Source organism: Muricoccus pecuniae, assembly GCF_014199205.1.
Classification (GTDB): domain Bacteria; phylum Pseudomonadota; class Alphaproteobacteria; order Acetobacterales; family Acetobacteraceae; genus Roseomonas; species Roseomonas pecuniae.
Genome location: NZ_JACIJD010000001.1, coordinates 19,700 through 34,256 on the forward strand (window position 1 = coordinate 19,700; position 14,557 = coordinate 34,256).

A 14,557-nucleotide genomic window follows, 5' to 3' on the forward strand; every position below is an offset into this window, starting at 1 on the left:
CGCCGTCGCGGCCCTGGGGGATGCGTGGCCGATACCGAGACGCTTCTTGAAACGCCGCTGGCCGGGCTGCACCGCGAGCTGGGCGGGCGCATGGTGGGCTTCGCGGGCTATGCGATGCCGGTCCAGTACCCCGCCGGCATCATGGCCGAGCACCTGGCCTGCCGCAGCGGCGCCGCCCTCTTCGACGTCTCGCATATGGGCCAGGCGGAGCTGCGCGGGGACGGCGCCGCGGCCGCGCTGGAGCGCGTGACCCCCGCCGAGGTCCAGGCCCTCCGCCCGGGCCGCCAGCGCTACGCCCTGCTGCTGAACGAGGCCGGCGGCATCATCGACGACTTCATGGTCGCCAATCTCGGCGACCGGCTGTTCCTCGTGCTCAACGCCTCCCGCAAGGCGGTGGACGTGGAGGCGATCGGCGCCGCCCTGCCTCCCGGCGTCACCATCGTGCCCCGGCCGGACCGCGCTCTGCTGGCCCTGCAGGGGCCCGGGGCGGAGGCGATCCTCGCCCCGCTCGCCGAGGGGAGTGTCGCCGCCATGCCCTTCATGGGCGTGCTGGAGAGCCCCGTGGCGGGAGTTCCCGCGCTGATCACCCGCTCCGGCTACACCGGGGAGGACGGCTTCGAGATCGGTGTCCCCGCCGAGGGCGCCGAAGCCGTGGCCCGCGCCCTGCTGGCCCGCGGCGCCGCCCCTGCCGGGCTGGGCGCGCGGGACAGCCTGCGGCTGGAGGCCGGGCTCCCCCTCTACGGCCAGGACATCGACGAGACGACCTCCCCGGTCGAGGCCGCGCTCACCTTCAGCCTGGGCAAGCGCCGCCGGATCGCCTGGGACTTCCCCGGCGCCGAGCGCGTGCGGGAGGAACTGGACAACGGCCCCAAGCGGCTCCGCGTCGGCATCCTGCCGGATGGCCGCCAGCCCGCCCGGGCGCATACGGAGATCGCCATCGCCGGCCTGCCCGTGGGCGAGGTGACCTCGGGCGGCTTCGGCCCCTCCCTCGGGGCGCCGGTCGCCATGGGCCTCGTCGCCCGCGCCCATGCGGCGGATGGCACGGCTCTCCAACTGATGGTGCGCGGCCGGGCCATCCCCGCCCGCACCGCCCCCACCCCTTTCCTTCCCCACCGCTACAAGCGCGCCGCAGGAATCATCGCAGCATGAGCCAGACCCGTTTCGCCAAGAGCCATGAATGGGTCCGACTGGACGGCGACGTGGCGACCATCGGCATCTCCGACCACGCGCAGAGCGCGTTGGGCGACGTGGTCTTCGTCGAGCTTCCCGATCCCGGCCGCGAGGTCGAGGCCGGGGAGGCGGTGGCCGTGGTGGAGAGCGTGAAGGCCGCCTCCGACGTCTACGCCCCCATCGCCGGCACCGTCGCCGCCGCCAATGCGGCGCTGGTGGACAACCCCGCCCTTGTGAACAGCGATGCCATGGGGGAGGGCTGGTTCTTCACCATCACGCCCCGGGACAAGGCGGACATCGAGGCGCTGATGGACGCCGACGCCTACGAGAAGCACGTGGAGTCCGAAGGGTGAGCGCGCTCGACCAACTCGCGGCGCTGGAGGACAGCGCCGGCTTCGCCGCCCGCCATATCGGGCCGAGCGAAGGCCAGATCGCCGACATGCTGCGCACCGTGGGCGCGGAGAGCCTGGAGGCGCTCGCCGCCCTCACCGTGCCCGCCGGCATCCGCGACAGCCACCTGGACGCGCTGCCCCCGCCGGTGGGCGAGCACGCCGCCATCGCCGAGCTGCGCGCGCTGTCCGAGAGGAACGCGCGGGTGAAGTCGCTGATCGGCTGCGGCTATCACGGCACGCACACCCCGCCGGTGATCCTGCGCAACGTGCTCGAGAATCCCGGCTGGTACACGGCCTACACGCCCTATCAGGCGGAGCTCGCCCAGGGGCGGCTGGAAGCCCTGCTGAACTTCCAGACGATGGTGGCGGACCTCACCGGCCTGCCCGTCGCCAACGCCTCCCTGCTGGATGAGGCGACGGCGGTGGCGGAGGCCATGGCGCTGGCGCTCGCCGCGCACAAGGGCAAGTCCACCGCCCTCGTCGCCGCGCCCGACCTGCACCCGCAGACCCTGGCCGTGCTCCGCACCCGCGCGGAGCCGCTGGGCATCGCGGTGCATGTCACGGACGACGCGGCCGATCTTGCCGCGCTGAAGCCCTTCGCCGTCGTCCTCTCCTATCCCGGCACCACGGGCGAGCTGCGCGACATCGCCCCCGCCATCGCCGCCGCGCACGGGGCCGGCGCGCTGGCGATCGTGGCCGCGGACATCCTGGCGCTGACCCTCCTCACCCCGCCCGGCGAGATGGGCGCGGATGTCGTGGTGGGCAGCACGCAGCGCTTCGGCGTGCCCATGGGCTATGGCGGCCCGCACGCCGCCTACATGGCGGTGAAGGACGGCCTCAAGCGCCTGATGCCCGGCCGCCTCGTCGGCGTTTCCGTCGATGCCGCCGGGCGCCCCGCCATGCGCCTCGCGCTCCAGACCCGCGAGCAGCACATCCGGCGGGAGAAGGCGACAAGCAACATCTGCACGGCGCAGGTGCTGCTGGCCGTGATGGCGAGCATGTACGCCGTCTGGCACGGGCCGGAGGGGCTTACCCGCATCGCCCGCCGCACGCATCTGCTCGCCACCCTGCTGGCCGATGCCGCGCTGCGCGCGGGCTTCACCCTCCGCCACGACCTCTTCTTCGACACGGTGGCGGTGGAGGCCGGCGAGCGCGCCGGGGCGTTGATGGAGGCCGCGCTGCGCGCCGGCTACAACCTGCGCCGCGCCGAGCCGGGCCTCGTCGTCATCGCCCTGGACGAGACGGTGACGCGGCAGGACGTGATCGCGCTCGACGCCGCGCTCTGCGAGGCGGCAGGGCATGAGCGGGTGGGGCTGGCCGAGCTCTCCGCCCCCGCGCGGATGCCCGAGGCGCTCGCGCGCCGCACGCCCTTCCTCACCGCCGCCGTCTTCCGCGCGCATCATTCCGAGCACGCGATGCTGCGCTACCTCAAGCGGCTGGAGGACCGGGACGTCGCGCTGAACCGCAGCATGATCCCGCTCGGTTCCTGCACGATGAAGCTGAACGCGACGGCGGAGATGATCCCCGTCACCTTCCCCGGCTTCTCCGACATCCACCCCTTCGCCCCCGTGAACCAGGCGCGCGGCTATATCGAGATGATCCGCCGGCTGGAGAGCTGGCTCTGCGCCTGCACCGGCTTCGCGGCGGTCTCGCTGCAGCCGAATGCGGGCAGCCAGGGGGAGTATGCCGGGCTGCTCGCCATCCGCGCCTTCCACAGGGCGCGCGGCGAGGGGCATCGCGACATCTGCCTCATCCCCTCCTCCGCCCACGGCACCAACCCGGCCTCCGCCGTGATGGCCGGGATGCGCGTGGTGGTGGTGGGCTGCGACCGCGAGGGGAATGTCGACCTCGGCGATCTCCGCGCGAAGATCGAGCAGCACGGCGGGAAGCTGTCGGCGCTGATGATCACCTATCCCAGCACGCACGGCGTGTTCGAGGAGGGGATCCGCGAGATCTGCGACGCCGTGCACGCGGCGGGCGGGCAGGTCTACATGGACGGCGCGAACATGAACGCGCAGCTCGGCCTCACCAGCCCGGCCGCGATCGGCGCCGATGTGTGCCACCTCAACCTGCACAAGACCTTCTGCATCCCGCATGGCGGCGGCGGGCCGGGCGTCGGCCCGATCGGCGTGGCCGCGCATCTCGCGCCGCACCTGCCCAACCATCCGCTGGTCGCGGAAGCGGGGCCGGAGACGGGCTTCGGCCCGGTGTCCGCCGCGCCCTTCGGCAGCGCCTCCATCCTGCCGATCTCCTACGCCTATATCCGCATGATGGGCGGCGCGGGGCTGACGCGGGCGACGCAAGTGGCGATCCTCAACGCCAACTACGTGGCCAGGCGCCTCGACGGCCACTTCCCCGTCCTCTACCGCGGCGGAAAGGGCATGGTGGCGCATGAGTGCATCCTCGATTGCCGCGGCTTCCAGCAGGGCGGCGGCGTGCTCGTGGAGGACATCGCCAAGCGTCTGCAGGACTACGGCTTCCACGCCCCCACGATGTCCTGGCCCGTCGCCGGCACGCTGATGGTGGAGCCCACGGAGAGCGAGCCGCAGGAGGAGCTGGACCGCTTCGTCGAGGCCATGATCGCCATCCGCGCCGAGATCCGCGCGGTGGAGCAGGGCAGGGCAGACAAGGCCGACAACCCGCTGAAGAACGCCCCCCACACCGCGGAGGAGGTGACGGCCGAGACCTGGTCCCACCCCTATACGCGGCAGGAGGCGGCCTTCCCGCTGCCCTGGATCGCGGCGGCGAAGTACTGGCCGCCGGTCAAGCGCGTGGACAACGTGTACGGGGACCGCAACCTCGCCTGCACCTGCGCGCCGCTGGAAGCCTACCAGGACCATCCGAAGGTGGCGGCGGAGTGAGCGGCACGCCGCCCCTGTGGGAGGTCCTCTCCTCCCGCACCGCGCTGCGCGACCGCTGGATCAACGTCACCGCCGATGCGGTGCGGGATTCCAAGGGCAACGTGCTCGATCCCTTCTATACCCTGTCCTATCCGGACTGGGTGCATGTGGTCGCGATCACGCCGGCGGACGAGCTGGTCCTCGTGCGCCAGTACCGCCACGGCGCCCAGGCCTGGACGCTGGAGCTGCCGGCGGGCGCGGTGGACGCGGCCGATGCCGACCCCGCCGTCGCCGCCGCGCGGGAGCTGCGGGAGGAGACCGGCCACACCGCGCCGGAATTCCGGTACCTCGGCTCCCTCAGCCCGAACACCGCCACGCACCGCAACCGCGCCCACACCGTGCTGGCCCTCAACGCCACCCTCACCCATCCCACCGCGCATGAGGTGGGGGAGGACATCACGGTGGAGTTGTGGCCCCTCTCGCGCGTGGTGGACGCGATGGGCCACGGGCTGCTGCCCCAGGCCATGCACACGGCCTCGCTGCTGCTGGCGCTGAAGGCGGCGGGGCGGATCAGCTTCGCGTTGAAGGAGGTGCCATGACGGATTTCCGCATCGTCCCGCTGGCGGAGCGCCACCGCGAGGACTGGAACCGGCTCTATGCCGGCTATGCCGAGTTCTACGGCGTCGCGCAGACGCCGGAGATGCGGGACCGCGTCTGGTCCTGGCTGCACGACCCCGCCCATGAGACGAACGGCCTCGTGGCCGAGGATGCGGAGGGGCGCGCGGTAGGCCTCGCCCATTACCGCGCCTTCGCCCGCCCGCTCTCGGCGACCACGGGCGGCTATCTGGACGACCTCTTCGTGGATCCCCAGATGAGGGGAAGGCGCGTGGCCGACGCGCTGATCGAGGCCCTTGCCGAGGAAGGCCGCCGTCGCGGCTGGAGCGTCATCCGTTGGATCACCGCAGAGAGCAACAGCCGCGCCCGCGCGGTCTACGACCGCGTGGCGAAGCTGACGCCCTGGCGGACCTACGACATCCCCCTCTAGCGCGCCGGGCGCTGCTCGCGGCGCCCGCCCTGCTGCCCTTCCTCGCCGCCCCGGGCTGTGCCGCTGCCCCCTCGGCCACCACCAGGCCGATGGAGGCCCGCATCACCGAATCCCGCCTCACGCTGCGCGATCCCGCCCGCGCCCGCGACATCCCCGTGCTGATCCGCGAGCCCGCCGGCACGGGTCCGGCGCCGGCCGTCATCGTCTCCCACGGCCTCGGCGGCTCGCGCGAGGGGCTGGCCTATCTCGGCCGCGCCCTGGCGGGGGCCGGCTACCTCGCGATCCATCTCCAGCACATCGGCTCCGACGACAGCCTCTGGCGCGGCGGCGGGGACCGGATGGTGGGGCTGGCCGCGGGGGCGCTGAACGTGCAGGCCGCGCTGGACCGGCTGCTGGACGTGAAGTTCGCCCTGGGCAACCTCCCCTCCCGCACCGATCCCGCGCGGCTGGCCATCGCCGGCCACTCCTTCGGCGCCTGGACGGTGCAGCACATGCTGGGCGAGCGCCTGCCGGGCGGGGACCGCGGCCTCGGCCTGCCCGATCCCCGGCTGAAGGCGGGGGTCGCCCTCTCGCCCATCCCGGCGATCGGCCTGCCGCCGCGCCTGGCCTATGGCGGCTATGCCGTGCCCATCCTCCACGTCACCGGCACGGAGGATCACGGCTTCATCGAGGGCATCCGCGCCCCCGCCCGCCGCGTGCCCTTCGAGCAGTCCACCAATCCCGGCGCCCTGGCCGTGCTGGAGGGCGCCATGCACGCCTCCTTCGCCGACGAGGCGGAGGCGGGGGGGCGCTACGCCGATCCCACCTACCACGCCCGCGCCGCCGCCCTCTCCGTCACCTTCCTCGACGCCGTGCTGCGGGGGGACGCCTCGGCCCGCGCCGCGCTGCGCGGGGGGGCGGAAGGGCTGGTCGGGCCGGGGGACGTGTTCGTCGAGCGGGGGCTCTGACCCCTTCCACCCGCCCCTTTCCCCGGCGATCCTCGCGGGAGGAGGAACGCCCATGCCCCGCTACGACCTGGAAGGCCGCGCCGCGCTCGTCACCGGCGCGGCGTCCGGCATCGGCCTCGCCACCGCGCGGGAGCTGGCCTCGAATGGCTGCGCCGTCGCGCTGAACTTCCTGCCCGGCGATCCCCGCGGTGCCGAGGCCGCCGCTTCCCTGCGCGCCACCGGCGCCCGCATCGTCGAGGCCCCCGGCGCCATCGGCGGGGGAGGGGAGGCGGCGATGGTGGAGGCGGCCGTCGCGGGTCTCGGCCGGCTGGACCTGCTGGTGAACAATGCCGGCACGCCCGGCGCCACCCGCAGCATCCCAGGCCGCGCGCTGGAGGAGATTACCGACGATCTCTGGGACGCGGTGCTGGACACGAATCTCGTCGGCCTGTTCCGCACCACCCGCGCCGCCGTCCCCGCGCTGCGGGTTTCGCGCGGGGCGGTGGTGAACATCGCCTCCGTCGCCGGGCTCTCCGGGCGCGGCTCCTCCATGGCCTATGCCGCGAGCAAGGCGGGGGTGGTGGCGCTGACGAAGCACCTCGCTCGCGGACTCGGCCCGGAGGTCCGGGTGAACGCCGTGGCCCCGGGGGCGGTGGACAGCACCTGGGGGATCGAGTGGACCGAGGCGCAGCGGGCGCAGTCGATCGAGAACTGCCCCATGGGCCGCCGCTGCTTGCCCGAGGACATCGCGGAGGCCATCCTGTTCCTCGGCTGCGCGGGCGCGATGATCACGGGGCAGACGCTGGTGGTGGATGGGGGGCTGATCCTGTAGATGGCGCGCCGCCCGGCATCCCGGCCCTCCTCGCCCTCCCTGGCACGGCCCGACTTCGCACTGGAGGCCGCCCATCCCGGCCCCGTGGCGGGGGTGGACGAGGCCGGGCGAGGCCCGCTCGCCGGCCCCGTGCTGGCCGCCGCCGTGATCTTCCCCAACCCTCCGCCCGCCGGCCTCGCCGCCCTGCTGGACGACAGCAAGCGCCTGGACGCCGCCCGGCGGGACGCGGCGCATGACGCGCTGCTGCGCGCCCGGGAGGAGGGCGCGGCGCTGATCGGCATCGGCGCAGCCAGCGCCGCCGAGATCGGGCGGCTGAACATCCTGCGCGCGACGCATCTGGCCATGCTCCGCGCCGTCTCCCGCCTGCCCGTCGTGCCGTCGCTGGCCCTGGTGGACGGCAACGCGCCGCCGCGGCTCGGCTGCGCCGTGCGCTGCGTGGTGGGTGGCGACGGGCTCTCCTTCTCCATCGCCGCGGCCTCGATCATGGCGAAGGTGGTGCGGGACCGGGCCATGGCGCGGCTCGGCGCGCGCTGGCCGGATTACGGCTTCGCCCGCCATGCCGGATACCCGACGCCGGCGCATCGGGAGGCCCTGGCCCGGCTCGGCCCGACACCCCATCACCGGCGCGGATTCAGCCCCGTCGATCAAGCCGTTCTGGCCTTCCCTTGACCCGAAACTTGACCGGGCGACTCGGCCATGAGCATGGTGCGAAGGGGGCTCGGCCCGGTGCGACGCGGGGGCGCGGCGCCGCGGCCAGCGATTTGCCGGGGGATGCAGTGCGCGTAGGAACGACGGGTCTGGACCTGCCGCTGGACAGCGTGCTGCGCGGCGACTGCATCGAGAGCCTGCGCCGCCTTCCACCGGCCTCCGTCCATGCGGTCTTCGCGGACCCGCCCTACAACCTCCAGCTCAAGGGCGCGCTGCGCCGCCCCGACGACAGCCTGGTGGACGCGGTGGACGAGGAGTGGGACCGCTTCGACGACCTCGCCGCCTATGACCGCTTCACCCGGGAATGGCTCACCGAGTGCCGCCGCGTGCTGCGCCGCGACGGCACGATCTGGGTGATGGGCGCCTACCACAACATCTTCCGCCTCGGCGTCGCCCTGCAGGACCTCGGCTTCTGGATCCTGAACGACGTGGTCTGGCGCAAGTCCAACCCGATGCCGAACTTCCGCGGCCGCCGCTTCACCAACGCGCACGAGACCCTCATCTGGGCCGCGCGGGGGGAGGAGAGCCGCTACCGCTTCAACTATGCCGCCATGAAGGCGATGAACGACGACAAGCAGATGCGGAGCGACTGGCTCATCCCGCTCTGCACCGGCGGCGAGCGCCTGCGCGGGGAGGACGGGCGCAAGCTGCACCCGACGCAGAAGCCCGAGGCGCTGCTGCACCGCGTGATCCTCTCCTGCACCGCGCCGGGGGAGGTGATCCTCGATCCCTTCCTCGGCACCGGCACCACCGCCGCTGTCGCGAAGCGCCTGGGGCGCCGCTACATCGGTCTGGAGCGCGAGGACGCCTATGCGGACGCCGCCGAGGCGCGGCTGGCGGCGGTCGAGCCGCTGCCCGAGAGCATCGCCCTCGCCCTGCCGGCCAAGCGCGAGCAGCCCCGCATTCCCTTCGGCGCGCTGGTGGAGCGCGGGCTCGTGCCGCCCGGCACGAAGCTCTGGGACCGCCATCGCCGCTGGCAGGCGGAAGTCGGCGCGGACGCGACGCTGCGCTGCGGGCGGGTCGCCGGCAGCATCCACCAGGTCGGCGCCGCCGTGCAGGAGGCGCCCTCCTGCAACGGCTGGACCTTCTGGCACATCGAGCGGCGGGACGGGACGCTGCGGGTGATCGACGAGTTGCGCGCGGAGCTGGCGCCGGGCAGCTAGCCCGGGCGGGGCTCCAACCGACCTCGCCGGACCGGCGTTGCTGCTCCACCCAGTGGAGCTCCCCCCATGTCCCGCCCGCGATCTCTTCTCCCCGTTCTCTGCGCGGCCGCCGCCCTGCTCGGCGCCCTCGTCCCGGCCCCCTCATCCACCCAGACCCCGCCGCCGGGCGCCGCGCCGGGCGGCAGCCGGTCCGCCACGCTGGAAGCGGTGCGCGGCCGGCGCCTGCTGCTCTGCGGCGTGTCGGGCGAATCGCCCGGCTTCTCCCTGCCCGACAGCCAGGGGGAGATGCGGGGCCTGGACGCCGATACCTGCCGCGCGGTGGCCGCCGCCGCCCTGGGCGACGCGAAGCTCGTCCGCTTCGTCCCCCTCTCGCCCCAGGCGCGCTTCACGGCGCTGCAGTCGGGGGAGGTGGACCTGCTGGTCCGCAACACGAGCTGGACGCTCACCCGCGAGGCCTCGCTCGGGCTGAACATGGCCTGGATCAACTTCCATGACGGCACCGCCTTCGTCGTGCGCGGCGATGCCGGGGTGAGCTCGGCCAAGGGGCTGGACGGGGCCACGGTCTGCCTGCTCCAGGGCACGACGACCGAGCTGGACGTCGCCGGCTACTTCCGCGCCAACAACCTCAACTTCACCCCCGTGCTCTTCGGTGGGGTGTCGGAGGCCGCGAACGCCTTCCTCGCCGGGCGCTGCGACGCCTGGGCGAACGATGCCTCCTATCTCGGCGCCTTCCGCGCCACCCAGCCCGACAAGGGGCTGGCGATCCTGCCCGAGCGCATCAGCTCCGAGCCGGTGGGCGCCATGGTCCGCAAGGGCGACGAGCGCTGGTTCGACCTCGTGCGCTGGACCGGCTCGGCCCTGCTCGCGGCCGAGGAGGCCGGGGTGACGGGCGCGAATGCGGAGGAGAAGCGGCGGGGGGCCACCGACCCCGCCGTGCAGCGCCTGCTCGGCACCCAGGGGGAGCTCGGGGCGGCGCTGGGCGTGGACAATGCCTGGGCGTTCAACGCCATCACCCAGGTCGGCAACTACGCGGAGATCTGGGAGCGCAACTTGGCGCCGCTGGGCATCGACCGCGGCCAGAACCGCCTGGCCTCCCAGGGCGGGCTGATGTTCGCGCCGCCCCTGCGCTGAGGCGGGCACGGGAGCGGGGTGACCCGCTCCCGGCCGGGACGGGTCAGGGCCAGCCGACGCCGCCGGTCTGCCCGTAGATCTGGCCGGTGGTGTAGCTGGAGGTGGAGGCGGCCAGCTCCACATAGACAGAGGCCAGCTCAACCGGCTGGCCCGGGCGCTTCAGGGGCGTGTCGCCGCCGAAGCTCTTCAGCCCCTCCTCGGTCTGGCCGCCGCCGACCTGGAGCGGGGTCCAGAAGGGGCCGGGCGCCACGCCGTTCACGCGGATGCCCTTCTCGATCACCTGCTTAGCCAGGCCCTTCACGAAGGCCTCGTTGGCGGCCTTGGTGCAGGCGTAGTCCAGGATCTGCTGCGAGGGGCGGTCGGCGTTGATCGAGGAGGTCACGATGATGGCGCTGCCGGCGGGCAGATGCGGCAGCGCGGCCTTGGTGATCCAGAACATGGCGTAGACATTCGTCTTCATGGTCTGGTCGAGCTGCTCGGTCGTGATGTCGGCCAGCGCCGTCTGCGCGTGCTGGTAGGCGGCGTTGCTGACCAGGATGTCCAGGCCGCCGAGCTCCGCGCGCGCCTGCTCCACAAGGCGGGCGCAGAAGGCCTCGTCGCGGAGGTCGCCCGGGATCAGCACCGCCTTGCGGCCGGCATCGCGGATGTGGCGCGCCACGTCCTCGGCATCCGGCTGCTCGGCCGGGAGATAGTTGATGGCGACGTCCGCCCCCTCCCGCGCATAGGCGATGGCGGCGGCGCGACCGATGCCGGAATCGCCGCCGGTGATGAGGGCGCGGCGCCCGGCGAGGCGGCCCGAGCCCCGGTAGCTCGTCTCGCCGCAGTCCGGCACGGGCGTCATCTTCGCCTGCAGCGCCGGCCAGGGCTGGGACTGCATCTGGAAGGGAGGCTTGGGGAAGCGCTCCAGCGGGTTGGTCAGGGCCGGCGCGCTCCCGGCGGGCGCCGCGGTGCCGGCAGGCGCTCCCTGGCCGAGGGCGGGGGCGGCCATGGCGGTGGCGAGGCCACCGGCGGCCACGCCCAGGAAGATGTCGCGGCGGGAGGATGACGGATCGTCGGTCATGGCAAGGCTTCGCGTTGTGGGGGAGTACGGGCAGGAACGGCCCAGGCCTCGGATGGTTCAGCGCGCGGCAGCGCCCGCCGTCTCCGGCGCCAGCCCCGGCCATTCCCGCCGCAGCAGGGACAGCACCGCGTCCCGCGCCGGGTTCTCCGCCTCCGTCCAGGCCAGGAGCAGTTCCGCCACGGGGGGCGGGCCGAGGAGGGGGCGCAGCACCACCCCCAGCGGCAGCAGCCGCTCCGCCGCGCGCGGCACGAGGGCGAGGCCGATCCCCGCGCCCACCAGGGCGAGGATCGAGTGCGTCTGGCTGACATGCTGCACGCGCCCCGGCGCCGCCCCGGAGAGGCGGAGCACGGCTAGAACGAGGTCGTGCAGGTAGCGGCCCTCGACGGGCGGGTAGGTGATGAGGGGCTGCCCGTCCAGCACGGCGGGATCAACCGGGCCTCCGCTGGCCAGGGGGTGGTCGGATGGCAGGGCCACGAGCAGCGGCTCGCGCTCCAGCCGCGCGGCGCGCAGCCCGGGGCCGGTGGCGGGCGGGCGCAGCAGCCCGGCATCGAGCGTGCCGGCGCGCAGGGCCGCGAGCTGGTCTCCCGTCACCATCTCCCGCAGGTTCAGCTCGATGCCCGGCGCCCCCTTGCGGAGAAGGGCGACGAGGCGCGGGAGCACCGCGTAGCCGGAGGCGGCGGTGAAGCCGAGGGTGAGGCTCCCGATCTCCCCGCGCGCGACGCGCAGCGCTTCCCCCGCCGCATCCTCGGCCATGCGGAGGATGCGCCGCGCCTGCTCCAGGAAGACGCGCCCCGCGGGGGTCAGCCGCACCGCGCGGCTGCTGCGGAGGAGGAGGAGGAAGCCGAGCTCGTGCTCCAGCAGCTGGATCTGCCGGCTGAGCGGCGGCTGGGTCATGTTCAGCCGGGCGGCGGCGCGGCGGAAATGCAGATCCTCCGCCACGGCCACGAAGCAGCGGAGCTGGCCCAGTTCGAACATTGATCCAGTTTGCGTATCGAACGATCCGCATTCAAGCTTGGACAGGCATCGGTCCGGCCCGTTACGCCGGTCCGTGCCAAAGGCTCCACGAAGGGCCGCCACGCATGAGGGAAACAGACGAGATGAAGCGCCGCGACCTCCTCCGCACCGGCCTCGCCGCCACTGCCGCCCTCGCGGCGCCCGCGGTGCATGCCCAGAACTTCGACCACACCCTTCGCATCATCGTGCCCAACGCGCCCGGCGGCACGAGCGACATCCTCGCCCGCCTCATCGCGCCGGAGCTGACCCGCGCGCTCGGGCAGAACGTGGTGGTCGAGAACCGGGCGGGGGCGGGCGGCAATATCGGCGCCGACGTCGTCGCCAAGAGCCCGCCGGACGGCCACACGCTGCTGCTGATGGACGTGACGACCATCGCGACCAACCCCGCGCTCTTCCCGCGCCTGCCCTTCGACAATGCGAAGGACCTGGCGCCCGTCACCATGCTGATCTACGCGCCCTACATCCTGGGCGTGGCGAATGCCCTGCCGGTGCAGGACGCCGCCGGGCTGGCCGCCTTCGCCAAGTCCTCGCCGAGGCCGCTGAACGGCGGCAATTCGGGGGTCGGCACCGCCTCCCACCTCACCCTCATCGAACTGGCCGATGCCTGGGGGAAGGAGATGACGCACGTCCCCTACCGCGGCGGCGCGCCGGCGCTGACGGCCGTCGTCTCGGGGGAGGCTGACCTCACAATCGCCGGCGCCACCCAGGCGCAGCCCTATGCGGTGAACAACCAAATGCGGGCGGTGGCCGTGACGGGCACGCACCGCCTCTCCACCCTGCCCAACGTGCCTACCTTCCGCGAACTGGGCTGGCCGGCGGCCGATGCCGGCACCTGGCAGGGGATCATGGTGCAGGGCAACACGCCGCGCCCGCTGGTAGAGCGCCTGCACCGGGAGCTCCGGGCGATCGTTGCCCTCCCGCCCATCGCGGCGCGGCTGGCCGATCTGGGCGCGGAGCCCCGCACGGAGGGGCCGGACGCCTTCCGCCAGTGGCTGACGGCCCAGACCGAGACCTACACGCGGCTGATCCGCGCCAACAACGTGCGGCTGGACTAGCGCCACCCCTCGGGCGGGGCGCCCTCACGGCGCCCCTGGCCCGATGCCTCCTGCCCGGCGGCTCCCGCGCGGGGCCGTCACCCTCGCCACCGGAACCCCCCGCGCCTCGCCGGCCCGCCGCCCGCGATGCGCGGCCTCCTGCCCGGGATCCTCCGCATGACCGCCCCCGCGATCCGCCGCCCTCACGACCAGCTCTCCCGCCTCGCCGCCGCGCTCTTCTCCGCCGCTGGAATGGAGGTCGAGAAGGCCGAGGCGGTGGGGCGGCTGCTCGTGCTGACGGACATGATGGGGCGCAGCACCCATGGCCTCGCCCAACTCGGCGCCTACCTCGACCAGCTCGAGCGCGGGCTGATGGAGGGAGGGGGCGAGCCGGAGACCCTGCGCGACACCGGCGGCACGGTGGTCTGGGACGGCGGCTACCGCCCCGGCCTCTGGCTCATGGAGCGCGCCCTGGCGCTGGGCTTCGAGCGCCTGCCCGGGCACGGCACCTTCACCCTGGCCATGCGGAAGAGTCACCATATCGGCTGCCTCGCCGCCATCGCGAAGGCCGCGACGGACCGGGGCTACCTGGCGATCATCGCCTCGTCCGGGCCGCATACGAAGATCGTGGCCCCCTTCGGCGGGAAGGAGGGGCTGTTCAGCCCCAATCCCTTCGCCATCGGCTTCCCCACGAGCGAGAGCCCGGTACTGGTGGACATCTCATCCTCCATCACCTCCCTCTCCCAGACGCGGGAGCGGGCGGCGGCGGGGAGGATGTTCGAGAACCCCTGGGTGCTGGACAGCGAGGGACGGCCGAGCCGCGATCCCTCGGTGGTGGAGGGCGGGGAGGGGCGCGGCAGCCTCATGCTGCTCGGCGGCACCGATGCCGGGCACAAGGGCTTCGGCCTCGCCCTGATGGTGGAGGCGCTGACGGGCGGGCTGGCCGGGCATGGCCGGCGGGAGGGGTCGACGCGCTGGGGCGCCAACGTGTTCCTCCAGCTCATCGATCCCGGGGCCTTCGCGGGGCGGGAGGCCTTCCTCGGCCAGATGGACTTCCTGGCGGATGCCGTCCGCGCCAGCCCGCCCATCGATCCCGGTGCCCCCGTCCGCCTCCCCGGCGACCGGGCGGCGCGGCTGATCGCGGAGGCGGAGGCGGAGGGGGTGCCAGTGCCGGCCCCGCTGGCCCAGGCGCTGCGCGGCCATGCCGCGCGGCTGGGGGTGGAGGCGGGGGTGCTGGATTAG

14 protein-coding genes are annotated in these 14,557 nt (G+C 73.7%); 12 read left to right on the plus strand and 2 right to left on the minus strand.

What is annotated here, in order from left to right; genetic code table 11:
• The first annotated feature begins 24 nt into the window (after positions 1-24).
• From gcvT to FHS87_RS00125, 10 genes are all read left to right on the plus strand, one after another.
• A complete protein-coding gene (gene gcvT, locus FHS87_RS00080) occupies positions 25-1,149 on the plus strand; it encodes a glycine cleavage system aminomethyltransferase GcvT (protein WP_184512579.1) in 1,125 nt (374 codons plus the stop codon).
• Positions 1,146-1,523: a glycine cleavage system protein GcvH gene (gene gcvH, locus FHS87_RS00085; protein ID WP_184512581.1), complete on the plus strand. Its 378-nt coding sequence runs from the start codon at positions 1,146-1,148 to the stop codon at positions 1,521-1,523. Before gcvT ends, gcvH begins: the two co-directional genes overlap by 4 nt.
• Positions 1,520-4,423 (plus strand): aminomethyl-transferring glycine dehydrogenase, encoded by a 2,904-nt coding sequence (gcvP, locus tag FHS87_RS00090; protein ID WP_184512583.1) that lies wholly within the window; start codon positions 1,520-1,522, stop codon positions 4,421-4,423. The genes gcvH and gcvP overlap by 4 nt, the downstream gene beginning before the upstream one ends.
• Positions 4,420-5,001, plus strand: coding sequence for an NUDIX hydrolase (locus FHS87_RS00095; protein WP_312861822.1), 582 nt, complete (start codon positions 4,420-4,422; stop codon positions 4,999-5,001). The genes gcvP and FHS87_RS00095 overlap by 4 nt, the downstream gene beginning before the upstream one ends.
• On the plus strand, positions 4,998-5,447 hold the full coding sequence (locus FHS87_RS00100; RefSeq protein ID WP_184512585.1) for a GNAT family N-acetyltransferase: 450 nt from the start codon (positions 4,998-5,000) through the stop codon (positions 5,445-5,447). The genes FHS87_RS00095 and FHS87_RS00100 overlap by 4 nt, the downstream gene beginning before the upstream one ends.
• An 89-nt stretch (positions 5,448-5,536) precedes the next feature.
• A complete protein-coding gene (locus FHS87_RS00105; protein WP_246417702.1) occupies positions 5,537-6,394 on the plus strand; it encodes an alpha/beta hydrolase family protein in 858 nt (285 codons plus the stop codon).
• 52 nt (positions 6,395-6,446) lie between these two features.
• On the plus strand, positions 6,447-7,205 hold the full coding sequence (locus FHS87_RS00110) for an SDR family NAD(P)-dependent oxidoreductase (protein ID WP_184512587.1): 759 nt from the start codon (positions 6,447-6,449) through the stop codon (positions 7,203-7,205).
• On the plus strand, positions 7,206-7,874 hold the full coding sequence (locus FHS87_RS00115; RefSeq protein ID WP_184512589.1) for a ribonuclease HII: 669 nt from the start codon (positions 7,206-7,208) through the stop codon (positions 7,872-7,874).
• 107 nt (positions 7,875-7,981) lie between these two features.
• Entirely contained in the window at positions 7,982-9,076 is a 1,095-nt protein-coding gene (locus FHS87_RS00120; RefSeq protein WP_312861823.1) for a site-specific DNA-methyltransferase, read from the plus strand.
• A 66-nt stretch (positions 9,077-9,142) separates the two neighbouring features.
• Entirely contained in the window at positions 9,143-10,207 is a 1,065-nt protein-coding gene (locus tag FHS87_RS00125) for an amino acid ABC transporter substrate-binding protein (protein WP_184512591.1), read from the plus strand.
• A gap of 43 nt (positions 10,208-10,250) precedes the next feature.
• Here the strand turns inward: FHS87_RS00125 and FHS87_RS00130 are convergent, their stop codons facing one another.
• Positions 10,251-11,267 carry an SDR family oxidoreductase gene (locus FHS87_RS00130; protein WP_184512593.1) on the minus strand — a complete coding sequence of 339 codons (1,017 nt, stop codon included), beginning with the start codon at positions 11,265-11,267 and terminating at the stop codon, positions 10,251-10,253.
• Positions 11,268-11,324: 57 nt separating this feature from the next.
• Positions 11,325-12,242, minus strand: coding sequence for a LysR substrate-binding domain-containing protein (locus FHS87_RS00135; protein ID WP_184512595.1), 918 nt, complete (start codon positions 12,240-12,242; stop codon positions 11,325-11,327).
• 122 nt (positions 12,243-12,364) lie between these two features.
• On the opposite strand from FHS87_RS00135, the gene FHS87_RS00140 reads away from it, so the two are divergent.
• Positions 12,365-13,336: a Bug family tripartite tricarboxylate transporter substrate binding protein gene (locus tag FHS87_RS00140; RefSeq protein ID WP_184512597.1), complete on the plus strand. Its 972-nt coding sequence runs from the start codon at positions 12,365-12,367 to the stop codon at positions 13,334-13,336.
• A 156-nt stretch (positions 13,337-13,492) separates the two neighbouring features.
• The gene (locus tag FHS87_RS00145; RefSeq protein WP_184512598.1) at positions 13,493-14,557 is read left to right on the plus strand and encodes an Ldh family oxidoreductase; all 1,065 of its coding nucleotides are present in this window, start codon (positions 13,493-13,495) and stop codon (positions 14,555-14,557) included.

Coding starts and splice junctions, on each gene's coding strand:
- gcvH (WP_184512581.1), top strand. CDS start 1,146: ATGAGCCAGACCCGTTTCGCCAAGAGCCATGAATGGGTCCGACTGGAC.
- FHS87_RS00100 (WP_184512585.1), top strand. CDS start 4,998: ATGACGGATTTCCGCATCGTCCCGCTGGCGGAGCGCCACCGCGAGGAC.
- FHS87_RS00105 (WP_246417702.1), top strand. CDS start 5,537: ATGGAGGCCCGCATCACCGAATCCCGCCTCACGCTGCGCGATCCCGCC.
- FHS87_RS00110 (WP_184512587.1), top strand. CDS start 6,447: ATGCCCCGCTACGACCTGGAAGGCCGCGCCGCGCTCGTCACCGGCGCG.
- FHS87_RS00115 (WP_184512589.1), top strand. CDS start 7,206: ATGGCGCGCCGCCCGGCATCCCGGCCCTCCTCGCCCTCCCTGGCACGG.
- FHS87_RS00125 (WP_184512591.1), top strand. CDS start 9,143: ATGTCCCGCCCGCGATCTCTTCTCCCCGTTCTCTGCGCGGCCGCCGCC.
- FHS87_RS00130 (WP_184512593.1), bottom strand. CDS start 11,267: ATGACCGACGATCCGTCATCCTCCCGCCGCGACATCTTCCTGGGCGTG.
- FHS87_RS00135 (WP_184512595.1), bottom strand. CDS start 12,242: ATGTTCGAACTGGGCCAGCTCCGCTGCTTCGTGGCCGTGGCGGAGGAT.
- FHS87_RS00140 (WP_184512597.1), top strand. CDS start 12,365: ATGAAGCGCCGCGACCTCCTCCGCACCGGCCTCGCCGCCACTGCCGCC.
- FHS87_RS00145 (WP_184512598.1), top strand. CDS start 13,493: ATGACCGCCCCCGCGATCCGCCGCCCTCACGACCAGCTCTCCCGCCTC.